This is a genomic window from Streptococcus mitis (assembly GCF_002096925.1).
Lineage (GTDB): Bacteria > Bacillota > Bacilli > Lactobacillales > Streptococcaceae > Streptococcus > Streptococcus mitis_AF.
Map to the genome: position 1 here is coordinate 160,227 of NZ_NCVN01000085.1, position 24,622 is coordinate 184,848.

Annotated in this window: 31 protein-coding genes; 25 read left to right on the top strand and 6 right to left on the bottom strand. The window is 40.4% G+C overall.

Going from position 1 to position 24,622, the window contains the following annotated elements:
• Positions 1–40 precede the first annotated feature (40 nt).
• The 6 genes from B7692_RS10385 to B7692_RS10415 all read right to left on the bottom strand — a co-directional run bounded on the left by B7692_RS10385 (position 41) and on the right by B7692_RS10415 (position 6,332).
• Positions 41–1,072 carry a S66 family peptidase gene (locus tag B7692_RS10385; protein WP_084930642.1) on the bottom strand — a complete coding sequence of 344 codons (1,032 nt, stop codon included), beginning with the start codon at positions 1,070–1,072 and terminating at the stop codon, positions 41–43.
• 140 nt (positions 1,073–1,212) lie between these two features.
• Positions 1,213–1,890 (bottom strand): DUF1129 domain-containing protein, encoded by a 678-nt coding sequence (locus B7692_RS10390; protein ID WP_049510981.1) that lies wholly within the window; start codon positions 1,888–1,890, stop codon positions 1,213–1,215.
• An 11-nt stretch (positions 1,891–1,901) separates the two neighbouring features.
• Positions 1,902–2,846, bottom strand: coding sequence for a magnesium transporter CorA family protein (locus B7692_RS10395; RefSeq protein ID WP_000815623.1), 945 nt, complete (start codon positions 2,844–2,846; stop codon positions 1,902–1,904).
• A 160-nt stretch (positions 2,847–3,006) separates the two neighbouring features.
• Positions 3,007–4,173 carry a tyrosine-type recombinase/integrase gene (locus B7692_RS10400; RefSeq protein WP_084930643.1) on the bottom strand — a complete coding sequence of 389 codons (1,167 nt, stop codon included), beginning with the start codon at positions 4,171–4,173 and terminating at the stop codon, positions 3,007–3,009.
• Positions 4,174–4,358: 185 nt separating this feature from the next.
• Positions 4,359–5,372, bottom strand: a complete 1,014-nt coding sequence (locus B7692_RS10405; protein ID WP_001004339.1) for a virulence RhuM family protein — start codon at positions 5,370–5,372, stop codon at positions 4,359–4,361.
• A gap of 300 nt (positions 5,373–5,672) precedes the next feature.
• On the bottom strand, positions 5,673–6,332 hold the full coding sequence (locus B7692_RS10415; protein ID WP_084930645.1) for a helix-turn-helix domain-containing protein: 660 nt from the start codon (positions 6,330–6,332) through the stop codon (positions 5,673–5,675).
• Between the two features lie 160 nt (positions 6,333–6,492).
• On the opposite strand from B7692_RS10415, the gene B7692_RS10420 reads away from it, so the two are divergent.
• The 25 genes from B7692_RS10420 to cls all read left to right on the top strand — a co-directional run bounded on the left by B7692_RS10420 (position 6,493) and on the right by cls (position 24,593).
• Positions 6,493–6,696: a helix-turn-helix domain-containing protein gene (locus B7692_RS10420; protein ID WP_000916878.1), complete on the top strand. Its 204-nt coding sequence runs from the start codon at positions 6,493–6,495 to the stop codon at positions 6,694–6,696.
• 14 nt (positions 6,697–6,710) lie between these two features.
• Complete coding sequence (locus tag B7692_RS10425; protein WP_000424674.1) at positions 6,711–7,337, top strand: Rha family transcriptional regulator; 627 nt, start codon at positions 6,711–6,713, stop codon at positions 7,335–7,337.
• A 354-nt stretch (positions 7,338–7,691) separates the two neighbouring features.
• The gene (locus B7692_RS10430; protein ID WP_084930646.1) at positions 7,692–7,985 is read left to right on the top strand and encodes a hypothetical protein; all 294 of its coding nucleotides are present in this window, start codon (positions 7,692–7,694) and stop codon (positions 7,983–7,985) included.
• A gap of 98 nt (positions 7,986–8,083) precedes the next feature.
• A complete protein-coding gene (locus B7692_RS10435; RefSeq protein ID WP_084930647.1) occupies positions 8,084–8,299 on the top strand; it encodes a hypothetical protein in 216 nt (71 codons plus the stop codon).
• Positions 8,296–8,589, top strand: a complete 294-nt coding sequence (locus B7692_RS10440; protein ID WP_084930648.1) for a hypothetical protein — start codon at positions 8,296–8,298, stop codon at positions 8,587–8,589. The genes B7692_RS10435 and B7692_RS10440 overlap by 4 nt, the downstream gene beginning before the upstream one ends.
• Entirely contained in the window at positions 8,570–8,911 is a 342-nt protein-coding gene (locus tag B7692_RS10445) for a DNA-binding protein (protein ID WP_084930649.1), read from the top strand. Before B7692_RS10440 ends, B7692_RS10445 begins: the two co-directional genes overlap by 20 nt.
• Positions 8,904–9,185 carry a transcriptional regulator gene (locus B7692_RS10450; protein ID WP_084930650.1) on the top strand — a complete coding sequence of 94 codons (282 nt, stop codon included), beginning with the start codon at positions 8,904–8,906 and terminating at the stop codon, positions 9,183–9,185. Before B7692_RS10445 ends, B7692_RS10450 begins: the two co-directional genes overlap by 8 nt.
• Positions 9,172–9,990, top strand: a complete 819-nt coding sequence (locus B7692_RS10455; protein WP_084930651.1) for a DnaD domain protein — start codon at positions 9,172–9,174, stop codon at positions 9,988–9,990. Before B7692_RS10450 ends, B7692_RS10455 begins: the two co-directional genes overlap by 14 nt.
• Positions 9,991–10,005: 15 nt before the next feature.
• Entirely contained in the window at positions 10,006–10,830 is an 825-nt protein-coding gene (locus tag B7692_RS10460) for an ATP-binding protein (protein WP_084930652.1), read from the top strand.
• 24 nt (positions 10,831–10,854) lie between these two features.
• Positions 10,855–11,313 carry a hypothetical protein gene (locus B7692_RS10465; protein WP_061864688.1) on the top strand — a complete coding sequence of 153 codons (459 nt, stop codon included), beginning with the start codon at positions 10,855–10,857 and terminating at the stop codon, positions 11,311–11,313.
• 82 nt (positions 11,314–11,395) lie between these two features.
• A complete protein-coding gene (locus B7692_RS10470) occupies positions 11,396–11,899 on the top strand; it encodes a hypothetical protein (protein WP_084930653.1) in 504 nt (167 codons plus the stop codon).
• Between the two features lie 508 nt (positions 11,900–12,407).
• Positions 12,408–12,635, top strand: a complete 228-nt coding sequence (locus B7692_RS10475) for a hypothetical protein (RefSeq protein ID WP_239822398.1) — start codon at positions 12,408–12,410, stop codon at positions 12,633–12,635.
• 485 nt (positions 12,636–13,120) lie between these two features.
• Positions 13,121–13,540, top strand: coding sequence for a DUF1492 domain-containing protein (locus tag B7692_RS10480; RefSeq protein ID WP_084888295.1), 420 nt, complete (start codon positions 13,121–13,123; stop codon positions 13,538–13,540).
• Positions 13,540–13,932, top strand: a complete 393-nt coding sequence (locus B7692_RS10485; RefSeq protein ID WP_084888294.1) for an ArpU family phage packaging/lysis transcriptional regulator — start codon at positions 13,540–13,542, stop codon at positions 13,930–13,932. The genes B7692_RS10480 and B7692_RS10485 overlap by 1 nt, the downstream gene beginning before the upstream one ends.
• A 53-nt stretch (positions 13,933–13,985) precedes the next feature.
• Positions 13,986–14,132 (top strand): hypothetical protein, encoded by a 147-nt coding sequence (locus tag B7692_RS11150; protein ID WP_192855503.1) that lies wholly within the window; start codon positions 13,986–13,988, stop codon positions 14,130–14,132.
• A gap of 469 nt (positions 14,133–14,601) precedes the next feature.
• Positions 14,602–17,433 carry an excinuclease ABC subunit UvrA gene (uvrA, locus tag B7692_RS10490; RefSeq protein WP_084930654.1) on the top strand — a complete coding sequence of 944 codons (2,832 nt, stop codon included), beginning with the start codon at positions 14,602–14,604 and terminating at the stop codon, positions 17,431–17,433.
• Positions 17,426–18,487, top strand: a complete 1,062-nt coding sequence (locus B7692_RS10495; RefSeq protein ID WP_084930655.1) for a M24 family metallopeptidase — start codon at positions 17,426–17,428, stop codon at positions 18,485–18,487. The genes uvrA and B7692_RS10495 overlap by 8 nt, the downstream gene beginning before the upstream one ends.
• 131 nt (positions 18,488–18,618) lie before the next feature.
• Positions 18,619–19,017: a transcriptional regulator Spx gene (gene spx, locus B7692_RS10505; RefSeq protein WP_000591165.1), complete on the top strand. Its 399-nt coding sequence runs from the start codon at positions 18,619–18,621 to the stop codon at positions 19,015–19,017.
• A 65-nt stretch (positions 19,018–19,082) separates the two neighbouring features.
• Positions 19,083–19,652, top strand: coding sequence for an SP0191 family lipoprotein (locus B7692_RS10510; protein ID WP_084930656.1), 570 nt, complete (start codon positions 19,083–19,085; stop codon positions 19,650–19,652).
• An 86-nt stretch (positions 19,653–19,738) separates the two neighbouring features.
• Positions 19,739–20,005 (top strand): IreB family regulatory phosphoprotein, encoded by a 267-nt coding sequence (locus B7692_RS10515; protein WP_000507059.1) that lies wholly within the window; start codon positions 19,739–19,741, stop codon positions 20,003–20,005.
• A 3-nt stretch (positions 20,006–20,008) separates the two neighbouring features.
• Positions 20,009–20,428 (top strand): Holliday junction resolvase RuvX, encoded by a 420-nt coding sequence (ruvX, locus tag B7692_RS10520; RefSeq protein ID WP_004239076.1) that lies wholly within the window; start codon positions 20,009–20,011, stop codon positions 20,426–20,428.
• Positions 20,429–20,443: 15 nt separating this feature from the next.
• Positions 20,444–20,749 (top strand): DUF1292 domain-containing protein, encoded by a 306-nt coding sequence (locus tag B7692_RS10525; protein WP_084930657.1) that lies wholly within the window; start codon positions 20,444–20,446, stop codon positions 20,747–20,749.
• 257 nt (positions 20,750–21,006) lie between these two features.
• Positions 21,007–22,257 (top strand): bifunctional folylpolyglutamate synthase/dihydrofolate synthase, encoded by a 1,251-nt coding sequence (locus B7692_RS10530; protein WP_084930658.1) that lies wholly within the window; start codon positions 21,007–21,009, stop codon positions 22,255–22,257.
• Between the two features lie 84 nt (positions 22,258–22,341).
• Positions 22,342–22,806, top strand: coding sequence for an SP_0198 family lipoprotein (locus B7692_RS10535; RefSeq protein ID WP_084930659.1), 465 nt, complete (start codon positions 22,342–22,344; stop codon positions 22,804–22,806).
• A gap of 254 nt (positions 22,807–23,060) precedes the next feature.
• Positions 23,061–24,593, top strand: coding sequence for a cardiolipin synthase (gene cls / locus B7692_RS10545; protein ID WP_084930660.1), 1,533 nt, complete (start codon positions 23,061–23,063; stop codon positions 24,591–24,593).
• Positions 24,594–24,622 lie beyond the last annotated feature (29 nt).

Consider the following 24,622-nt stretch of genomic DNA (forward strand, 5'->3'; position numbering starts at 1 on the left):
AGTTATACAAGAGAAAAAAGCTGAGAAACTTTTCCCAGCTTTATTTGTTATAGTCAAAGCGAATGACTTGTTCCTGTGCATCTACATGAGCATGGACCCCAAAGGGTACAATTGCTCTTGGAGTTGCGTGGCCGACATTCAGATTATAGATAATCGGGATATTGCTGTCAATGATATCCAATAGCACCTCTTTATAGTCGTCATAGAAAGTTTCATCCATAGGTTTTCCGACCAAGAGTCCACTGATGACCTCGAATATACCAGTGTTCTTTAAAGTCTGCAACATCTTTTTGAAGTCTTTCGGTTCAGGCTTTTCTTCGCTTGTTTCTAGTAAGAGGATTTTTCCTTCACAGTCTGACAAGTCAGGGAAAAGTTTGTATTTTTGGCATAGCTCCGTGCTATCTGTGTATCGAGAGTTGTCAAAGATATCGTAGAGGGATTCGAGGCAACCACCGAGGATTTTCCCCTCGAACTGGGCATTTCCTTGCAATAATTCAAAACCGGTATTTGCATGACTGACACGAGGTGTCCCCAGAGCCTTGGGACTGAAGTCAGTCCTTTCCTCATACCAAACGTCACTAGGGCGGATTTCTGAGATTCTTCCAGTCTCAATCAATTCTTTAAAGTAGTGAAGGCTATAGGCTAACATTTCTTTGTCTAATTCACAAATGTCTGCTAAGAAGGATTGACCATAAAAAGTCTTGATTCCTAGTTTATGCAACATGAGATGGTTCATGGTTGTATCCGAGAAGCCAAGAAAAATTTTTTGTTTGATAACCTTTTGTAGTTGGTCATTTTCAAAAAGATAAGGTAGTAAGCGATAGGTATCGTCTCCACCGATGGCGCATAGGATCATGTCGATGCTATCATCAGAAAAGGCATGAATCAAATCCTCTGCACGAGCTTCAGGATGGTCTTTGATAAAGTCTAATCCTTTTTGCGAATGGGGCAAAAAGATAGGATTGAGTCCCAAGTCCTTGAGACGTCGGACACCCAAGTCCACTTCGTGTTTGACAAAGTCCTCTCCGATAATGCCACTAGATAAACTAACAATACCAATAGTAGAAATCATATCTCATCCTCCTAGAAATAGATTGAGCCTATTTTATCATAAAAGATGAGAGAACGCTATGTGGGATATCAGAAGAATACTTTAAAATCAAAAAAGTAAGTGAAAAGCAACCGCACCTGCAGCTGCTTTTATCATTCTTCTTAATAGCGTGTTGGTCCTGCACTTGCGCTACGAATATTCAAGCGTTTCTTGAGATAGAAGCGAAGGGCTAGGAGGGCTGCTCCGATAATAGCCAGTGGCACTGGAGCAAGGACTGGGTTAAGGCTAGCTGGTAGGAAGCTTGTTGCAAAGAAGACAAGCAACCAAAGGAACATAGATGCTAGGATAACTAGTACAGATTTCCAGAAAGGTGGACGTTGACTGCGGTCCATATCTGGTCCATAGTATTGGTAAACAAAGTAGTACATCAAGTAGAAGGCAAATCCACCAACAAGTCCAACTAACAAGAGAGTGATAAATCCATAGCCGAAAGCCTGATCTGCCGCAAAGAAAGTTGTGAGGGCGCTGACGAGGGCAAAGAGGCTAGTGATGAAAAGAGCTGAGTCCATAATCATGAGTTTTGGATCATCATTTTCCTTTGGATGCTCTTTTTCATATTGTTCCTTGACAGTGAAACTATGAGCCCAGTGGGTTGGTGCGCCATAGAGGGAACGAGCAGTCGTACCCTTGGCTTGCTCTTTAAGGATTTTGGGAATGACTTCCTCAAAGATTGCCTTGATTTCAGCGTCTGTTTTCCCATCTTTGATGAATTGTTGGGTAGCAATGTGGATAAACTCTTGGTTTTTCTTAGTTAATTTTTGTAGATCAATCTGAGACATAGGAACTCCTCTTAGAACCATTTTTTATGGATGAGATAGAGAGTGAGCGAGACACTCATAGCAAAGGCGATAAAAACGATTAACCAGAAGGCATTCGGTTCGCCGTTTAGGGGGATTTCATTATCCTTAAAGTTCATCCCGTAGGCAGAAAAGACCATGGTTGGGATGGACATGACGATGGTCACAAGGGCCAAGGTTTTCATGATGTTGTTCTGGTTGTTAGAAATGATAGAGGCGAAGGTCTCTGTCATAGAATGCAAGACGTTTCCATAAATGTCTGCCATCTCGATGGCCTGTTGGGTTTCAATCAGGGTATCTTCAAGCAGGTCTTCGTCCTCAAGGTATTTCTTAATATTGCTGGTTGAGCTGGTCAATTTCTTAATCACACGCTCGTTTGTTTTGAGGGAGGCCTTGAAATAGACGATGGTTTTTTCCAATTCCATGAGCTCAATCAATTCTTCATTACGAGTTGATTGATGCAGTTGACTTTCGATTTGCTCACTCTTGCGGTCAATCGAACGAAGGGCTGTTAGGTAAAGCTCTGCATTGCGATAAAGAATCTGGAAGATAAAACGCGAACGCATGAAAGTATAGAAATTACGCAATCGACGGTTGATAAAGACATCGAGGACTGGTAATGGTTCCAAACAAGTAGTGATAATGGTTTCCTCGGTGATGATAATACCAAGTGGGATGGTGACGTAGTAGGTGCGGTTATTTCTTTCTTCTGTGACCGGCACGTCGACGATAATCAGAGTGTACTCGTCTTCAATGGTAATACGAGACATTTCTTCCGCATCGAGCGGTGCTCGAAGGTCGGCAATGTCGATATCGAAGGCGTTAGCGATTTCGAGTGATTCATTTTGAGTCGGATTGACGAGATTGATCCAAGTACCCGGTTCAAGCGTATCGATCTCTTTAAATTCAGTTGTTGTAGAGAGAAAAACTTGTTTCATATCCCTTATCCTTTCTCATTTTTCAGATTTTTTCACACCGTACTATTATACTATAAAATCGGCCTTTTTCAAAATAAATCTAACAAAAATCCTGTTGCTACTGGATTTTTACTTTGTCTTGAAATGTTGATTTTTAAATTTGCTCCCCTTTTTGCTCCCCCTATAGTGCTTTTAGTGCAGTTTCGTAGAATGATACTGCTTTTTTTGCGTTCTCTTTTGAGAGGTGGCTATATATATCCATGGTCATTGATAAAGTGGAATGACCTAGGCGGTACTGGAGTTCCTTGTATGGTATTCCAGAGTTAAGCAAGAGACTAGCGTGAGTGTGACGGAATCCGTGAAAGCCAATGTTAGGAACGTCAGCACGCTTAAAATGTGTTTGCAATCTTCTTTTAAGTCTTGAACTGCTAGGATACTCATGAATGAAATCAGAAAATACCACGCTTTCACGTTGCCTTATCTTCCAAGCCTCTTTAGTTTGGCGTAGTTTGTACTGCTTCAGCATGCTAACAGTCGCTTGATCTATATCTATATCCCGATAACTAGCCTTAGATTTTGGGCTATTGATTTCTAAATCCCGATTTAGTGTTTTGGTAATATGCACAACGGCATTATCTAAGTCTATATCAGACCAGGAAAGAGCTAAAGCTTCATTGATACGGCAACCAGTAGCCAATAGGAACTTATAGAGCGTTGTCTCATAGTAGTAACGATATCTATCGCTATCTAAATTATCGAGATAACCAAGAAACTTTTTTAGTTCTTGATTTTCAAAGTGTTTTACCTTTTGGCGCTTTGCTTTCTGAGTGTTACGAGGTAAAACAACATCACGCGCAGGATTGGACGGTATAGCTTGCATGGTTACGCCATATTGTAAGATACGTTTGTTTAAAGCATGTATCTTGTCATAGTGTAGAAAAGCCCCTTTTTCCCCTCTATTGGTCTTGTCAGCAAGTTCGTTGATAATAGACTGGATAAGTGGAGTAGTGAGCTTATCGAGCTTGTAAGCCCCAAAAATAGGCAATATATGATTATCAATTAGCTTTCTAACATTGCCTTGAGTGTTTGGCTTAACCGTATTCTTATAACTTTCTAACCAGAGATTGGCTAATTCTTGATAGTTTTTTATGGTGCTAGCCTTTTGTCTGGTAGATCCTGCTTTCTGAAAAGCTATTTTTTCTTGATTGGCTTTCTGTTTTACTTCCTTTTGTGTCCGACCTGTTACCTTGGTTTTGACTTTCTTTCCTGTTACCTGGTCAACTCCTAGATATACATTAGCACGATAGACTTTACTACCGTCTTTTTTTATAACTTCAGTTATTTTCATGATGATAAACCTTTCTAAAATACATCAGCAGGCAAGCTATTATCAAAAAGGTTTTATATCATGCTAGGGCTTCATAGATTGCCCCACATTCGATTTTAAAGAGTCAGGCGGTAAATAATACCAGAGTTGGAAACAAGGCGGATATGGGGTTAATATGGGCTTGTTTATAGTAAACAGGCTTGTATTTAAAGTTTTTTATCGTCAGTTAGCTGTTTTAAAGTTTTTTCAAAGTCCGAGTTTATCTTTTGAGTTTTGTTGAATAGTTGGTATTCTGCTTTTGCTTTATCTTTCGCAACCTTGGAAGTGATTTTCCCATGACCTTCTAAAATATCGTATTCTTGGAAAGTCAAAAAGCGGTCAATGCTTTGGGCTAGTTGTTGCATTGTCTGAGCTTTTCGCTGTTCTATCTGTCTTTCCAGGTAATCAAAATAGCTAGATATTCCTCTTTCAAGGGAGCGGATTTCTGTTTCTGAAAGGTAATTCTTTGCTATTTGGGTATCTGCTTGCAGTATGCGACCATTAGGGGAGTTTTTCCATGTTGTAAGTCCCATGTTGTCTTTTGTATGGTCAGCTTTCGTGTAGATAATTTCAGCAGCAGTTTGGCCAGTGATTGCATAATGAAACTTATTCTGTACATCAGCATAGAATTGCTTAGTCAACGTACTTTGTGGGTCATAGTCGATAGAGATTTCTGCAAAAATATCTGTAATCTGCAACCATATACGACGCTCACTAGCTCGGATAGAACGCACGCGCTCCAAGAGCTCACGGAAATAGTCTTTTTCCAGCAAGTTTTCGCCTTGTTTCAGACGGTTGTCATCCATGGCGAACCCTTTTATCATGTACTCACGAAGTACCGAAGTAGCCCACTGTCTAAATCTCGTAGCTTTTTGGGAATTGACACGGTAACCAACTGAAATGATGGCATCAAGGTTGTAGTAGCTGACATCCTTAGTTTGGGTTTTATCAGCAATTGCACCGTGTTTTGTGGTTATTTCCATTTTGGAAACAACCACCTTTTCTTCTAATTCTCCCTCTTCAAAGATATTTTTTAAGTGCTTACTAATTGCAGGAACACCGACATCGAAAAGTCTAGCCATTTCTTTCTGACTAGCCCAAATCGTTTCGCCTTTGATGATGACACTAGCTGTCTCGCTATCGTTGTCAGCAGTATAGATTAAGAATTGTAATTCGTTCATGAGATCCTTTCTAAAACATTGTAAGTGGTTGACATTTGTTGACATCAATAAAATTAGTAGATATGGGGCTAATATAGACTTGAAGCTTGAGCGAAGCTCGAGAATCCACGCGCAGAACGTGAAAAAACATGAATTTTTGAAGATTTCAAAAGCTAGAAAAACCAGTACTTACAAGTCTTTCAATGGTTTTAAGTTATTTGGGTTCATGTTGACAAAAGTTGACATTTTCAGAGTATAACATACCAAAAAACTAGGAAAACTTATATTTCAGTTTTTCAAGATAGTAACAAATGAAAATTTTTAAAAAGGTAACTCAAATTTGCAATCAACAATTTTTGAACTAACAATAATTTGAATATCTTCGCTTAAAAGCTGGTCAACATGTCCTGAAGAATTTTTTGCAAAAACAAACTCTTCTTTGAATTCTTGTATTAAATACTCTTTTATATTTTTACCAACTACTTGAAGTAAATCGTTTGTAAAAATATTTTGGAAATTGCTAGGTAATTTAGTGAATTTATCATAAGTTTCTTTGTTTTGTTTCTTCAAACAAACTTTCACTGTGACAATCTCTACTTGCTGATAGTTACGCTTAATTTCCTCAATACCAACAAGATTATCTGGCTTATTAGTGTTTATATGAAATTCAAGGTCCACTTTATACTCTAGTGTAGCAACCGGTCTATCTCTATCTAAGATTTTAATAAAAGTAAATATATCTCCACTATCTTCGTCGATAAAATATTTTATCTCATAATCTATTGGAGAATAATCAAAAAAATCGTCCGAAGTAACCCCTAAAGTGTTACAGATTTTATTAACAGTTTCATAATCAACTTGTTTTGATTTATTTGAAGTAATCTTAGAAATTGTTGATTGTGCAATTCCCGTATCACTTGCTAAACGCGCACCACTCATTGACCTTTCAGCCAATAGTATAGCCAATCTATTTATTAACATAATACCACCTCTTTTTATTTATTATAGCGCACACGCTAATAAAAGTAAAATATAAAATAATAATTTAAGTGTTGACAATATGTTTTATATGTTGCATCATATCATTAAATTAGTCATTACGCTATAATGATTAGTTAACAAAAAATAATAAGGAGCGCCTATGCTAAAAAATAACTTACTAATTGTTTTTGCTGAAAAAAAGACTAATGCTAGTAAAGTTTCCAACGAAACAGGTATAGCTGAGTCTACAATTTCAAACTTAACAAACAACAAAACTGACGTAAAGCTTTCTACCCTTATCAAGCTTTGTAACGCTTTAAAAGTTCGTTTGTCTGATTTAATTGAATTTTCACCAGAAAATTAGAAAGGAGCAAAAACATGGAATTAGTCTACATGGACGGAAAGAAAGAGCCGTATACTACGAGTGCAATCATAGCTGAATGCGCTGGAATAAAACACCACGCAATACAGGAACACATTAGAAAACAAATTGGACGACTGGAGCAATTTGGAAAGGTGTCATTTAAAATGCGACCTTTACAAAGTGGACAACAGGCAAAAGATTATATTTTGAATGAGCAACAAGCAACATTGCTGATCACATTCTTGAAGAACACCGAGCAAGTGGCCAACTTCAAAACCAACCTAGTCAAAGCATTCTTTGAAATGCGTGATGAACTTTCTAAATTCCGTATGCAGAGGGCGCTAGAAAAGCCAAAAAGAAAAACTTTGCATGACAGTATTGAGAACTGGGAACAAGCACCAAAGCACGCGCATAGCACCATGAACAACCTGCTACTAAAAGCAGTAACCGACAGGAACGCTAAGCAGTTAAGGGAAGAACGTGGGGGCTACAATGGCATTGATAGCTTGACAAGTGACGAGCTGGAGCAATACCAAGCATTTGAGGATATGGTAATAGCCATGATTGGCTTGAATATGAGTTATCAGGAAATCAAAGCCATGGCATTTAGAAATAAAAAAACACGCCAAAGAAGCGCGTGATTGCAACAAAAAAGGCTTAGCAATAACCACACCGCAAAGCCTTTCACACTAACACTAAAACGAATTTAACAAAGCAGGCAAGCTATTATCAAAGAGGTTTTAGTAAGATTTATACCTAGATTATAGCATATTTAGGGCAATTTGACCATACGGAGAGCGCCAACTCTTGAAACTGGTACTTTCTCACGCTTTCAATTTGGCGAGTCTGAGTGTGAGGATATCCTGTATAAGAAACAACTCAAAAAAGCCCCACGCTCAGAAGTTTGCAGACCGAGAGCGTGAGGCTACGAGCAAGAAAAAAAGCATTAAAAGCCATCGTGGCAAGTATAAAAAGATAGAAAAAAGGTAAAAAACATGACAACAAAAAAAGCAATATCAAGCCAGCAAGTTCTATTATCGGCTAAGAAGCTAACAGAATTAGGGAACGAATTAACCGACATCATGAATGTTTTAGAAATGAATAACCTAGCTCTTGAAGGGCTTGAGTTTGCACTACAGAATGATACAGCCATGTTCTTATGGCTTGCTAAAAAATACACTGATACAGCATACGCCCAGAATGAAAAGCTATACGATCGTCTAAATGAAATAGCCTTTTTGCTTTTGAACAATGACGACGCTAAAGAGCTGGAGGCATACCATGACTAAAGATATTAAAGAAATGGCACAAGCCGAAGACGACTTGCTGAATATGGAACAACCTAAACAAGCGGAATTTATCAAGAACTATAAGGCGATGGTATAACATGAACGAACTAGATTTAACCAACACACAGGCGCTTATCTTTTCCGTGGTACTGATTGGCTTACTGGTCTATCTAAACCACCGAGACCGCAAAAAAAGCGCCAAAATAGAGCGAGAAAACCAACAGACGATAGAAACACCTAGCGAGGATTTAAACCCTGAATATGGGCGTTATATTCAGCTTGCAGGGATAAGAGTTTACGGAGGGATGAAATGAGTTACACAATGAATTTATACCCCGATATTGAAAAAATATCAGACGAAACCTATTTTACCAGAGAGATTTTTCTAGCAACGTGCTTGAATAATACAATCAGAATAGCAGTAGCCAGAGGAGTGCTAACATCTCAACTTTTAGACAAAGAAACTAAAGAAGTTGTTTGTAAAACCTTGGATACAATCATAGAAACTCAAAAAGCTATTTTGCAAGGGGTAGCAAGCGGACAAATAACCTTTTTGAATAAAAGCAAAGGAGGGGAGGAACTGAATGAGCCTATCAGAGAATGACAAACGAGTATTAAGACTAATCAAGGTAGGGGCTGAGAACTCCATAACAGGGGCAGAAATCAGCCTGACAACCAAGCTAACAGAAAGAACAGTACGTGACATCATTAAGCGCCTAGTAGTCAAGCATAACATCCCAATTGTGGGGGTTAGATATGGCGTTTTTAGTGGGTACTTTATCCCAGCGAATAAAGGTGAGCTACTAGATGGCGCTAAGGCTTTTTACAACCAAGTACAGGAGGAGAGCAAGCGCCTAGCGGTGTTGATGAATAGCGATTTAGAAAGCTACAAAGAAACCTTGAAGGAGGTGGGCGGATATGTTTAGCCTAAGTCGAGAAAGTGAGCAAGACCTAGCGCATGGCATTCTGGAGGTAGTGGAAAGATACCTGGAAGCGCGTGATACAGTCAAACCAAGACTGACAGGTTTAATCTCAGCCCAGGAAGTCATGGACGAGTTAGATATAAAATATATGACACTCCAAAAGTGGGAAAAAGCAGGGCTAAGACGGTATCAACCACCACTAGAAGATACTAGGAAAATCTATTACAAAGTTTCGGACATCTGGAAGTTTCTGGGGGTGGAGAATGGCAAAAACTAAAATATATTTTTGGCTAAAAATTGATAAGAAATTTTTTGATAATATTTTTATCAAGAGACTAAAAACGGTACCTGGTGGGTACACTATGACGGTGATTTATATTAGGCTCATGCTAGAGAGCTTAGAAAGTGACTGTATTTTATACTATGAGGGTTACTTTGACAATCTCAAGGAAGAGTTAGCCCTAAAATTAGACGTATCGGAAGATGATATAGATATGACCATGGCATACTTTACTAAGTGTGGTCTAATACAAGTTGATGAAGATAAAAACGCAGAACTACCGCAGGCAAAAGCCTTGGTACAGCAGGAAACCAACCAAGCAGCATACATGCGAGAATATCGGAAACAGCAACGAGAACAAAAGGAAAATCTTACAATGTCATCTGACAATCTTACAATGTCATCTGACAATCTTACATTGTTAACTACGTGTAAGACAGAGATAGAGATAGAGAAAGAGATAGAGAAAGAAGAAGAGATAGAGAAAAAAACTTCTTCTGCTCCTACTGCTGAAATTTCTAACTATTACCAAAAGCGTATAGGGGTTATGGATGGGCAACAATATCAAATACTGACTGACTATCTCACTCTTGACGGTATGGAGCTAGAGGTTATCAAGATTGCCATAGACAAGGCTGCAGATAACGGCAAGCGATCTTTTAGCTATATCAATTCAATACTCAAGAACTGGAGACAGAATGGTATTAGAACCATGGTACAAGTCGAAGATGAACAGAGACTGTTTCAGCAAAAGAAACAAGGTCAGTCTGACGATGATATTCAAGATCCGTTTATCTACTGACGGAGAGGAGAAACAATGGAATTACTGAATATAGACCAGCTCAATGAAAAAATAAAGGTCACTGATGAGCTTTGCCCAACCCATCAGATTAACCTAGTACAATTCAAAAAGCCAGATGGTTATACATCACCCTACTGTATGGAATGCACTAGGGAGAACATCAAACAGACGGAGCTAGAGGGCATAGAAAAAGCCCTAGGCCATGATCTGGATTCTTCAACCTATGATGTGCTAGCGCGTGAAAGTACGGTATCAAATGAGCTGAGAGAGGCCTCTTTTAGCACTTTCAAAGCCGAGACACAAGAGGAACACGAGGCTAAGGAGTTTGCTATCAAACAAGCTAAGGAGTACCTAAACGGTATGACAGGAAACACGCTAATTATGGGCAATCCAGGTACTGGCAAAAGTCATTTATGCTATTCTATGGCCAAAGCCATTAACGAGGGCTATAAGTCTAGGAATGAGCCTAAGAGTGTGCTTTTTGTCAGTATTACTGAGATTATCACGCGCATTCAGTCAGGTTGGCAATATAGACAGAGTGATTTTACAGAGTATGACGCCTTGAAGTTGCTGACTGAGGTTGACTATCTCTTTATTGATGATTTAGGAACAGAAAGCGTTATGAACAGCCAAAAAAATGAAGCTAATAATTGGGTACAGGCCTTTCTTTTCAAGATTTTTGATAAGCGAGACACAACTATCATCAACACTAATCACAACGGAAAAGAGCTGGCCAGAATCTATAATGATAAGCTAGTCAGTCGCATTGGAAAACAATCAGAGGGGAACGTATTTATTATTACAGACATTAAAGATAAGAGGATGAAGCGCAATTTTTAGCCGGAGAAAAAGGAGAAAAACAACATGACAGAACAAACATACTTTGAACAGGCAGATCAGGAACTGGAGGAACTCAATCGCAAACGTGATGATTTTATGGCGGATGCAACACCAGTATGTCTTGAAGATACGCCTAAACTGATTGAACTAGGTGAGAAGCTCCGGACGGAAGACACTAGCATAAATGCCTATGAGTTATACAGACACCCTGAAGCGCGTGCAAAGTTATTCGCCCAAATCGCGGAAGCCTGCTTCTTGTTGATTGCAGATAGTTCACCAGTACCAGTGCAGCCGACACAAGCACAGCGGATACATTTTTGCGAGTACTTGGAAGGACAATTCCAGAATATCATTAAGAAGTTGATTGCAGGAACTGACAAGCAAGTTCTAGAGTCTTTACTTGAAGCTTTGCAACTACCCAAAGAAAAACAAGCTCAATTTGTCCGTGATGTGGTAGTAAGTGGCTTACTCAGTGAAGAATAGTATCAAAGGGGCATTGCCTCTTTTTGTGGTTTCACTACTACTGAACCCAATAGTTTTGGGTTTTTCCATATAGGGGGAAATAATGAAGCGGTTAGCAATAGAAACAATCACTAAACCAATGAAGCTGAGAGGAATATCTAAGGGTATAGCTGAGTTGGACGGTCAACGTTTAGAGATTGATTTGGATAATTTAATTATTGATTTTGGTGGAGAGTCATTTGAATTAGACAGAATAGCAGGAACTAAGGGAGGTAATCGATATTTCTTTCTTTGCCCTGATTGTGGGAGACGGTGCAGGTTGCTTTATAAACGGTATTTATATTTTAGTTGCGGTACTTGTCTAGATATCCACAAGAGCACCCTGAACCGTAGTAAAACGGATTGCCAATACTACTGGGAGCTTGCACTAAAAGAAGCCAGAAAGGTAGAACCAGGGTGGAGTCCTAGACGTGGTAGATATATGTTTGATGGTTTCCCTGAAAGACCAAGGTATATGAAACGTGACAGGTATCATAAGCACTATAAGAAGTTTTTGAAGTATATTGAAAAAGGGGATAGATTTTGGCTGAATGGTTCGAGATTGTAGGATAATATGAAGTAGTGTGTAATTTACCAAACGAACAAATACTACATATTAGACGGTTTAAATGTTAAAAAAGCTAGATATATCAAGGATTTAAGTAAGTAGAGCGTTCCAAAAAGGGTGCGGTAAACGTTCCAAAAAAGGGTGAGGTTTTGGTAAGGTAGCATATATAAAAAGTATAAGATTAGTATAAGGTTGTGTATTTTAAAATACTAAGGTTTTACAAAGGTACAGGGCTTTTTTTCTAGTGATATAACCCTAAGATTACCCTAAGGTATAGCTACTTTTTTAGAACCACAGGACGGTAAGGTTTTGGTAAGGTACAGGAATTTTTCAATGGTGAGGTTTTGGTGAGGTAAGAGCAAAAAATGTAAAGGTTTTGTCAAGGTTGCGTATTTAAAAGCCCCAAGGTTACCACAAGGTAGAGAGGTTTACGAGGGTTAGAAAAGGTGAGGTTTTGGTGAAGTAGTGACAAAAAAATACCAAACGAACACCGTAGAAAGGATGCAATATGGAACGTGATAGCCAAGGGAGGTTTTTGCCGGGCAATCAAGTAGCAAAAGGCAACAAGGGCAATAGAAAGCCTAAATATGGCAATAGCAACGCTTTGAAGCATGGACTACGCAGAGGATATACTGGACTGTTACCAAGCCGAGAAGGTGGGGTATCTATATATAAAAATGGTGCATACCTTGGAACACTACCAGACAAGTATTTTAACCATTCTGAAGATGGGTAGATTATAGCGCGTGTCAGTATCTTGTATTAGTTTGTGGCTTGCCTGAAAGTATGTTTATCGAACCAGAGGAATGGTAAGGGTGTATATACTTGAACTCCGAGCGAACGCCGAGAAAGTGGCTATATCCCCCCTATCATTTATCAAGCAGATAAGAGAAATAAAAACCCTCCTTAACCCCCTGAGAAACGACAAGCAGATAAGCGAAGTTTTTAGCCCTCTTATTTCCGATTTACTCCTTGCAGAATGACAAGGAAATAAGGGAGATAAAAACGCCCCTTAATTGCCTATCAAACCATAAGGAGATACGGGGGCTATCTCCCTCCCCACGCGCTTCTATGAGCTTCACCCGTCATTGTACATTTTTTCTCACGGGAAAGCATTTGAAGCTAGAGCGAACATAGAGAAATAGCAAAAAAAAGCCAGCACAGGGCTGACTCCTTTGTGATATTCCGATAAAAATATTATATCATAGAGGAGGCCGAGGCATGACACCAGAGCAGGTAAAAGAAAAACTAGAGGGCGTTAAGTGGATAAGCAAGGAAATCAAAGGCTTATATTTGGAATTGGAGGCCCTGGAAGGTGGTATTATCAAAAAGCCAACACTAAGCCATAGCAGGGTACAGACAAGCAGAGAGAACAAGACAGAGAACAATCTTATAAGTGTTCTAAAACTAAAAGAGGATACGCTTCAGAGGATCGAGCGACTTACTGAGGAAAGAATGGCAATATCTGGGCTAATTGATAAGCTGGACAATCCGCTTGAGCGTTCTGTTCTAAGACTTTTTTACTTGAATGATCTTGTAGCTTTGGAAGTAGCTGAAGAAATAGGAAAATCAAGAACAAATGTATACTTAATTAGGCAAAAAGCTATAGAACACTTGAGCAAGGTGGAAGGAGCGAACTAATGGAGCTGGATAAGTTTAAAACGATGATGAACGTCAGAGAGCGGATGACTTACTTTCTACGTTTCCAGAGGATGGCAGGAAGTGAAAACCAAGTTACGATAGATGAAGAGGCTTGGAAACTTGTCTTACCTGATCAGTGGAATTTGAGCGGTGAGCATGAAAAAGCAATCCGTGAGGGATTGGAAATATTCGCCCAAGACATCAACAGTATAGAGAACAAGCGAGCCAGAAAATACTTTATTATCCATTATTGCTATATGAGAAAGAAAACTATGAGTGAATGCGTAGAGATGGCAGGTACTAGCTCCACTAGTTATCACCGATACAAACAGATAGCCGTCTTAAACTTTGCGAGAATCCACCAGAACGGAGAGCTAGAAGCATATAAGTAGGCGTTTGTGGTATTTTGTTGAGAAATGTTGAGATTTAAGTGAGGGGGAATGACATGATTGAAGATTTTTTGATTGATTTGGAGAATATCCAATTAGAGGATGTGGAGATAGATTTAAACATGGATATAGACATCGATTTAAACATAGATTTTGACCTTGATGGTTTAGATTTAACCTTACTACAAGAGTTAGAAGTATAAATGTTGGCAAATGTAGGCGTAGGCTTCATATTCGCCCCCTATTTTGCTTTGTTTCGTACTGGACAACTAAAACACCACGGACAAACTACAAGCCCTTAGAAACGAATCTGGGGGCTTTTGTGAGGTCATAATCTTATAAACCACGCGCTTCATGGTATAATATACCTATCAGCAACCAGCAATAAAAAAAGCACGTTTGACCGTGCTAGTTTCTTGCCTGCTGAACTCGTCAAATCTTAGCCCTTTTGTGGGGCTTTTTTGCTCCCCTTTTTGCGTACTTTGGGGGAGCAAGTAGTAAAAAGTAATATTAGTGATTTTTGTTAAAAAGCGCGTGATATAAGGGTTAGGAAGCCCTAAGGAAACATAAAATAAGAAGTTTTTTATTATACTACAAATTCAGCCTTTTGGGTAATAGAATCTCACTTTTTTTGGTATAATGGTAAGCAATAATGGACTAGAAAGAACAAAGATGCAAGATAAAATTGTCATTCATGGGGCGCGTGCCCATAATTTAAAAAATATTGATGTGGAGATTCCACGAGACAAGTTGGTTGTCGTAACCGGCTTGTCAGGTTCAGGGAAATCCAGTCTGGCCTTTGATACCCTCTATGCGGAGGGTCAACGTCGCTATGTGGAGAGTTTGTCAGCCTATGCTCGTCAATTCTTGGGGAATATGGAGAAGCCTGATGTGGATGCTATTGATGGTCTCAGCCCTGCTATTTCCATCGACCAAAAAACGACTAGCAAAAACCCTCGTTCGACAGTGGGAACAACGACAGAAATCAATGACTATCTGCGTCTCCTCTACGCACGTGTGGGGACGCCTTACTGTATCAACGGACATGGAGCCATCCAGGCTTCTTCTGTGGAGCAAATCGTGGATAAGGTTTTGGAGTTGCCAGAACGCCAGCGCCTGCAAATCTTAGCCCCAGTTATCCGTAAGAAAAAAGGACAGCACAAGAGCGTTGTTGAAAAGATTCAGAAAGATGGGTATGTTCGTGTTCGTGTGGATGGGGAAGTCTATGATGTGACCGAAGTGCCAGAGTTGTCTAAGAGCAAGCAACACAATATTGATGTCGTGGTTGACCGTATTGTCATCAAGGAGGGCATCCGTAGCCGTCTCTTTGATTCCATTGAGGCTGCCCTTCGTATTGCAGAAGGTTATGTCATTATCGACACTATGGACGACTCTGAGTTGTTGTTCTCTGAGCATTATGCCTGTCCAGTTTGTGGCTTTACTGTTCCAGAGTTAGAGCCACGTCTCTTCTCATTCAATGCTCCTTTTGGTTCTTGTAGTGAGTGTGATGGCTTGGGCATCAAGCTGGAGGTGGATACTGATTTGGTGGTGCCAGATGCCAGCAAAACCTTACGTGAGGGAGCCTTGGCTCCTTGGAATCCTATCTCATCCAACTACTATCCAAACATGCTAGAGCAGGCTATGACAGCCTTTAGAGTGGATATGGATAAGCCTTTTGAGGACTTGTCAGAAGAGGATAAGAGCTTGATTCTCTATGGATCTGATGGTAAGGAATTCCATTTCCACTATGAAAATGAATTTGGTGGTGTGCGCGATATCGACATTCCTTTTGAGGGAGTTGTCACTAATATCAAGCGTCGCTATCATGAAACTAATAGTGATTACACACGCACTCAAATGCGCCTCTATATGAATGAATTGACCTGCGGAACTTGTCACGGATATCGTCTCAATGACCAGGCCTTGTCTGTCCGTGTTGGTGGCGAGCAAGGGCCACATATCGGAGAAATTTCAGACCTGTCTATCGCAGACCACTTGGAGTTGGTGAGCCAGCTGACCTTGTCTGAAAATGAAGCCATCATTGCTCGTCCCATTCTCAAAGAAATCAAGGACCGTTTGACTTTCCTCAATAACGTGGGGCTTAACTATCTGACTCTGTCACGTTCAGCAGGAACTCTTTCAGGTGGGGAGAGCCAGCGTATTCGTTTGGCAACACAAATTGGTTCCAACCTATCAGGCGTCCTCTATATCCTAGATGAGCCATCGATTGGGCTTCACCAGAGGGACAATGACCGTCTGATTGCCAGTCTCAAAAAGATGCGTGATTTGGGCAATACTCTTATAGTAGTGGAACATGATGAAGATACCATGCGCGAGGCGGACTATCTGATTGACGTTGGTCCTGGTGCGGGTGTTTTTGGTGGGGAAATTGTTGCGGCAGGTACGCCTAAACAGGTAGCTCGTAACAGTAAGTCTATCACAGGCCAGTACTTATCAGGAAAACGTGCCATTCCAGTACCAGACGAGCGCCGTGTGGGAAATGGTCGTTTTATCGAGGTGACGGGAGCGCGTGAGAACAACTTGCAAAATATCACTGCTCGCTTCCCATTAGGAAAATTCATCGCAGTGACAGGGGTATCGGGTTCAGGGAAATCGACCTTAATCAACAGTATCCTCAAAAAAGCTATTGCTCAGAAGCTCAACCGTAATTCAGACAAGCCTGGTAAATTCAAGACCATAACAGGGATTGAGCATGTAGACCGCTTGATTGACATTGACCAAAGTCCTATCGGACGAACGCCGAGGTCCAACCCAGCTACCTATACAGGAGTTTTTGACGATATACGTGACCTTTTTGCTCAGACAAATGAAGCCAAGATTCGAGGCTATAAGAAGGGGCGTTTCAGTTTCAACGTCAAGGGTGGCCGTTGTGAAGCCTGCTCAGGTGATGGGATCATCAAGATTGAGATGCACTTCTTGCCAGATGTTTATGTGGCTTGTGAAGTCTGCCACGGAACCCGCTACAACAGTGAGACCCTAGAAGTTCATTACAAGGAAAAAAATATTTCGCAGGTCTTGGACATGACGGTCAACGATGCGGTGGAATTCTTCCAACATATTCCGAAAATTCAACGTAAACTTCAGACTATCAAGGATGTGGGACTGGGCTATGTGACGCTAGGTCAACCAGCTACCACTCTTTCTGGGGGAGAAGCCCAGCGTATGAAGCTGGCTAGTGAACTTCACAAACGATCGACAGGAAAATCTTTCTACATTCTGGACGAGCCGACGACAGGTCTTCATACCGAGGATATCGCTCGCTTGCTCAAGGTTTTAGCTCGCTTTGTTGACGATGGCAATACGGTCCTTGTTATCGAGCACAATCTAGATGTTATTAAGACTGCAGATCATATTATTGACTTGGGTCCTGAGGGCGGTGTCGGCGGTGGAACCATCATCGCAACAGGAACTCCAGAAGAAGTAGCGGGCAATGAAGCCAGCTACACAGGACATTATTTGAAAGGAAAGTTACATCATGAATAAACGCGTACAAGCATTTATAGCTAAAATGCAAGAAAAAGAACTAGATGGCATCATCATCAATAACCTTAAAAACGTCTATTACCTGACTGGTTTTTGGGGCTCAAACGGAACAGTCTTTATCAGCCGTGACCGTCAGGTCTTGGTGACAGATTCTCGCTATATCATTGCAGCCAAGCAAGAAACCAATGGGTTTGAGATTGTGGCTGATCGTGATGAATTGGCTGTCATTGCAGGGATTGTTAAGGATATGGGCTTGTCTCGTATCGGTTTTGAAGATGAGATTTCAGTGTCTTATTATCACCGTATGCAGGCAACCTTTGAAGGAATTGACTTGCTTCCACAAACTCAGTTTGTCGAAGGTCTTCGAATGATTAAGGATGAAGCGGAGATTGCAGCTATTCGCAAAGCTTGTTCTATCTCAGACCAAGCTTTCCGCGATGCGCTTGACTTTATTAAGCCAGGAAAGACTGAGATTGAGATTGCCAACTTCCTTGACTTCCGCATGCGTGAGTTGGGAGCATCTGGCTTGTCTTTTGATACTATCTTAGCTAGCGGAATCAACTCTTCTAAGCCCCATGCCCATCCAATGCACAAACCAGTGGAGCTGGGAGAAGCTATTACCATGGATTTTGGCTGCCTCTATGACCACTATGTCAGCGATATGACACGAACTATCTACTTGGGGCATGTCAGCGATGAGCAGGCGGAGATTTACAATACGGTTTTGAAAGCCAACCAAGCCTTGATCGATCAAGCCAAGGCAGGATTAGGTTTCCGCGACTTTGACAAAATTCCTCGTGATATTATCATCGAGGCAGGCTATGGCGACTACTTTACCCACGGTATCGGACACGGTATTGGACTGGATATCCATGAAGAGCCTTACTTTAGCCAAACTTCTACAGAAACTATTAAGGTGGGTATGGCCTTGACCGATGAACCAGGTATCTACATCGAAGGTAAATATGGCGTTCGTATTGAGGATGATATCCTGATCACAGAGACTGGTTGTGAATTGTTGACCCTAGCTCCAAAAGAGTTGATAGTCATTTAGTTATTTGTCAAGAAAAAAGTACGAAAATGACGAAAAAAGTCAAAAAAATTTAAAAATAGGTCGCAAGTCGGATGTTTTTTATGGTATAATAGACTAAACTGATAGTAACATGTAGCGAAAGGGGTAGGTACATGATTAAAATTTATACAGTCTCAAGTTGTACTAGCTGTAAAAAAGCAAAAACCTGGCTCAATGCCCACCAGTTAAGTTATAAAGAACAAAATCTTGGTAAAGAAGGAATTACGAGAGAAGAATTACTGGATATTCTAACCAAAACAGATAACGGAATAGCCAGCATCGTTTCATCTAAAAATCGCTATGCCAAAGCCCTTGGAGTGGATATTGAAGATTTGAGCGTCAATGAAGTCCTCAATCTGATTATGGAAACGCCGAGAATTTTAAAGAGCCCAATCCTTGTAGATGAAAAACGCCTGCAAGTTGGCTATAAGGAAGATGATATTCGTGCCTTCCTACCACGCTCTGTCCGTAATGTAGAAAATGCAGAAGCACGTTTGCGTGCAGCTCTATAAACATCAAGGCTGGGAGCAATTCCCAGTCTTATTCTATTTTAATTTCAAAAAGAAAGAAGAGAGAAATGAAAAGAATTGTTCTTGTTAGCCTAGCTTTCCTTTTTGTCCTGGTTGGTTGTGGACAGAAAAAAGAAACTGGAACAGCTACAAAAACAGAAAAGGATACGCTTCAGTCGGCATTGCCAGTTATTGAAAATGCCGAGAAGAATACGGTTGTGACCAAGACTTTGGTCTTGCCAAAGTCAGATGATGGCAGCCAGCAAACTCAAACCATTACTTATAAAGACAAGACTTTTTTGAACCTAACCATCCAACAAAAGCGTCCAGTCTCAGATGAGTTGAAGACCTATATCGACCAACATGGAGTGGAAGAAACTCAAAAAGCTCTTCTTGAGGCGGAGGAGAAGGATGAGGCTATCATAGAAGCTCGTAAATTAGCAGGATTTAAGCTTGAAACTAAACTATTGAGTGCAACCGAACTTCAAACAACGACTAGTTTTGATTTTCAAGTTTTGGATGTCAAGAAGGCTTCTCAGTTAGAATATTTGAAGAACATTGGTTTAGAAAGTCTCTTGAAGAATGAACCAAGCAAATATATTTCAGACAGATTGGCAAATGGCGCGACAGAACAATAGAAAATCCAAATAAATAGACTACCTGAATTGTAGAACGTAAGGAATTATGCTATAATGGTACTATTCTAAGGAAAGAGGGTGTTAGAATGGGATTTACTGAAGAAACAGTACGTTTTAAATTGGACGATTCCAATAAAAAAGAAATTAGCGAAACTCTGACTGATGTTTATGCTTCGTTGAACGATAAGGGCTACAACCCGATTAACCAAATCGTAGGTTACGTATTGAGTGGAGACCCTGCCTACGTTCCTCGTTATAATAATGCACGAAATCAAATCCGTAAGTATGAGCGCGATGAAATCGTTGAAGAATTGGTCCGCTACTACCTTAAAGGACAAGGAGTCGATCTATAACCTATGAGAATTATGGGATTGGACGTCGGTTCAAAAACGGTAGGGGTGGCTATTAGCGATCCGCTTGGTTTTACAGCTCAAGGACTTGAAATCATCCAAATCAACGAGGAGCAAGGCCAATTTGGTTTTGACCGCGTTAAGGAGTTGGTTGATACTTACAAGGTGGAACGATTTGTAGTGGGCTTGCCTAAAAACATGAACAATACAAGCGGACCGCGCGTGGAAGCTAGTCAAGCATACGGAGCAAAGCTAGAAGAGCTTTTTGGTTTACCAGTAGACTATCAAGATGAACGCTTGACAACAGTTGCTGCAGAGCGCATGTTGATTGAACAAGCAGATATTAGCCGTAACAAGCGCAAGAAAGTCATTGATAAGTTAGCAGCTCAGCTGATTTTACAAAACTATTTAGATAGAAAATTTTAATATAAAGGAGAGGCTATGTCACACGATCATAACCACGACCACGAAGAACGTGAATTAATTACACTGGTAGATGAGCAAGGAAATGAAACCTTGTTTGAAATCCTTTTGACCATTGACGGAAAAGAAGAATTTGGTAAAAACTATGTTCTTCTAGTACCAGTTAACGCAGAAGAAGACGAAGACGGACAAGTTGAAATTCAAGCTTACTCATTCATCGAAAACGAAGATGGAACAGAAGGCGAATTGCAACCAATCCCAGAAGGCTCAGAAGACGAATGGAACATGATTGAAGAAGTCTTCAATAGTTTTATGGAGGAGTAAAAACGTCCGGGGGACGTTTTTAGCCTGACGCTAAAAATAAAAACCGTCAGTAAGTCTGGGAGACTGTATCAGCCCAACTCCCAGAAATTGGGAAGAATTGGAACGTCCGGGGGATGTTTTTAGCCCAAGTTAATATTCATAGTAGCTAGTTATTAGCTAACCAGGTAAGAGGTCGGGACGAAAATCCTGGCCTCGTTTTTGTTAGTTATGAGACTTTATTGAGGCAGTTGATTGAACCTGTAATTAAGGAGATGTATATGTTTGAAGTAGAAGAATGGCTCCATAGTCGGATTGGTTTGAATTTTCGATCAGGTTTGAGCCGAATGCAACAAGCGGTGGATTTGTTGGGGAATCCCGAGAAGTCTTATCCTATTATCCACGTAACAGGAACTAATGGGAAAGGATCTACCATTGCTTTTATGAGGGAGTTGTTTATGGGGCATGGCAAAAAAGTTGCGTCCTTTACCTCCCCTCATATCGTCTCTATCAATGATCGAATCTGCATTAACGGGCAACCTATAGCAGACATAGACTTTATTCGTTTGGCGGAACAGATCAAGGAGATGGAAAAGACACTTCTGCAAACCCATGATCAGTTGTCCTTTTTTGAATTGCTGACCTTGATTGCTTTTCTTTATTTTAGAGAGCAAGAGGTGGATTTGGTTTTACTAGAAGTGGGAATTGGTGGCTTACTTGACACGACCAATGTGGTAACTGGAGAGCTTGCTGTCATCACCTCCATTGGGCTTGACCACCAGGAGACCTTGGGCGATAGTCTAGAAGCAATCGCAGAGCAGAAAGCTGGTATTTTCAAGACTGGTAAGAAGGCAGTGATTGCAAAATTGCCTTCAGAAGCTAGTCTTGTTTGTCAGAAAAAAGCCGAATCTTTAGCTGTTGACCTTTATCAGGCAGGCCAAGATTTTTCAATGCTGAATGGCGATTTTTCAAGTTCTTTACTAAATATTTCGCGGCTGAAAATAGGTTTAGAAGGAGCTTATCAGCAGGAGAATGCGGCCTTGGCGTTGCAAACTTTTCTTCTTTTTATGGGAGAAAGAAAGGAAGTTGTTGATGAGCAGGCTGTAAGACGAGCTTTGGAGAAGACCCATTGGGCTGGACGTTTGGAGCGTATTCGTTCTCATATCTACTTGGACGGTGCCCATAATCTCCCTGCCTTGACTCGCTTGGTTGAGTTTATCAAAGAAAAAGAGCAGGAAGGATATCGTCCTCAAATCCTATTTGGAGCCTTGAAACGGAAGGATTATCAAGGGATGTTGGCTTATCTAACTGAAAATTTGCCTCAGGTGGAACTCAAGGTGACCGGCTTTGACTATCAAGGTTCTCTGGACGAGACAGATGTAACAGGTTACCATGTAATTCCTTCTTATCGCGAATTTATCAGCAGTTTCGAAGAAAGAGCCGATACCAAGGACCTGTTATTCATTACAGGGTCTCTCTATTTTATCTCAGAAGTACGGAACCACATACTAGGGCATGAGCAGATGAATTGACCTCCTTTTTTGAACTTGTTATACTAGGGTAACTGCCAGTTAGGAGGAAATTTCTCTAAATTGGTAGCAGAAAGGAAATTCATCATGAAATTAAAAAGATTCACACTTTCTCTTGCTTCTCTAGCAAGTCTTAGTCTCTTAGTAGCTTGTTCACAAAGAGTTCAACAACCAGCAACTCACTCGCAAACACAACAAACACAACAAACTCAGCAATCACAACCTGCTGCTTCATCTTCTACAGAAAATACAAACCAGGCAACGACAAGTTCTTCACAAAATGCGCCTGAGGCTCAACCAATTAATATTGATGGAACTTATACTGGTCAGGATGAAGGAGACCGTATCACTTTAGTGGTAACTGGAATAACTGGTACTTGGACTCAGGTAGAAACTGACGGGGAACAAGAAATCAAGCAGGTTAGCTTCGATGCCGCTAATCAACGTATGATTATTGGGGATGATGTCAAGATTTATGCAATCAATGGAAATCAGATGATTATTGCCGATATGGATAGAGAAGCGTCTGATCGCATTGTTTTATCAAAATAGACTAGAAAGAGACTGGATTTTTCGGTCTCTTTTGCTTTTGCTCAGAAAAATGATTATAAATACTTGCCTTTTACCGAATACCTGCGTTATACTAGTATTAATTACCTGTTTTTAGCATTCATACTCTTCGAAAATCTCTTCAAACCACGTCAGCTTCCATCTGCAACCTCAAAACAGTGTTTTGAGCAACCTGCGACTAGCTTCCTAGTTTGCTCTTTGCTTTTCATTGAGTATCAAAATATCAAGGAGGGGATATGAAATATAGAAAATTTCAATTATTGATGTCCAAGTATGGCTTTAGTCTTTCGATTATGCTACTTGAACTTTGTCTTGTTTTTGGTCTCTTTCTTTATTTAGGGCGCATGGCCCCCATTCTATGGGTAATTATCTTAATTTTTATGAGTATAGCGACTGTTGTCGCAATTGTCAATCGCTCAATGGCGCCTGAAAGCAAAGTAATGTGGTTAGTGGTAACTTTTGTTCCTGTCATTGGCCCCTTGCTCTATCTGATGTTTGGTGAAAGGCGATTGTCCAAAAAAGAAATTAAGCAGTTGGACAAACTGGCTTCCATGCATTTTCGGGAGGATAACAGTAAACCTCTCCGCCAGAAATTGAAGGAAGATGATAAGGCGGCTTACGGAGTTATCAAATCGTTGTTGAGTATGGATAGCAATGCCGACGTCTATGATCGAACGGATACACAATTTTTTGCATCTGGTGAAAGCATGTGGCAACATATGCTGGAAGATCTCAAGAAAGCTGAAAAGTTTATCTTTCTAGAGTATTATATTGTCGAAGAAGGTTTGATGTGGAATAGCATACTAGATATACTAGAGCAAAAGGCAGCTCAGGGTGTAGAGATCAAGATGCTCTATGATGATATTGGCTGTATGGCGACTTTACCTGGCGACTATACTATTCAGCTTCGTAGTCGAGGAATTGAAGCCCATAAGTTTAACAAGGTGATTCCTCGTTTGACGGTGGCTTACAACAATCGGGACCATCGTAAAATCCTTGTCATAGATGGTCAGGTAGCCTATACAGGAGGCATTAACTTAGCTGATGAGTACATCAATCATGTAGAACGCTTTGGCTACTGGAAGGACAGTGGGATTCGCATAGATGGTCCTGGTGTCAAGGTTCTAACCCGTCTCTTTTTGATGACTTGGTATATCAATCGTGGGGAAATCAGCGATTTTGACCAGTATCACTTGGAAAATCAGCCTTGTTCTGGCCAAGGGCTCTGCATTCCTTACGGTAGTGGACCCAAGCCCATCTTCCGTACTCAAGTAGGGAAAAAAGTTTATCAAAGTTTGATTAATCAGGCTACTGATTCAGTCTATATCACAACACCCTATTTGATTATTGACTATGATTTAACTGAGAGTATTAAAAATGCAGCCATGAGGGGTGTTGATGTCCGCATCGTGACTCCTTTCATTCCGGATAAAAAATTAATCCAGCTCATAACAAGAGGAGCCTATCCGGATCTTTTGTCAGCAGGAGTCAGGATTTTTGAGTATAGTCCAGGCTTTATCCACAGTAAACAAATCCTAGTGGACAAGGACTTTGCTGCAGTTGGAACGATTAATTTAGATTATAGAAGTTTGCTTCATCACTATGAAGATGCAGTTTTGCTATATAAAACGGCATCAATCACAGAGATTCAAAAAGATTTTCAGGAGATTTTTTCAGTATCTCAAGAAATTTTCCCTCATACGATAAAAAATAGCTGGTATCAAAAATTGATTAAGGAAATTGCCCAGTTATTTGCCCCAATCTTATAAGAAATCTAGGACTTAGGACACAACCCAGT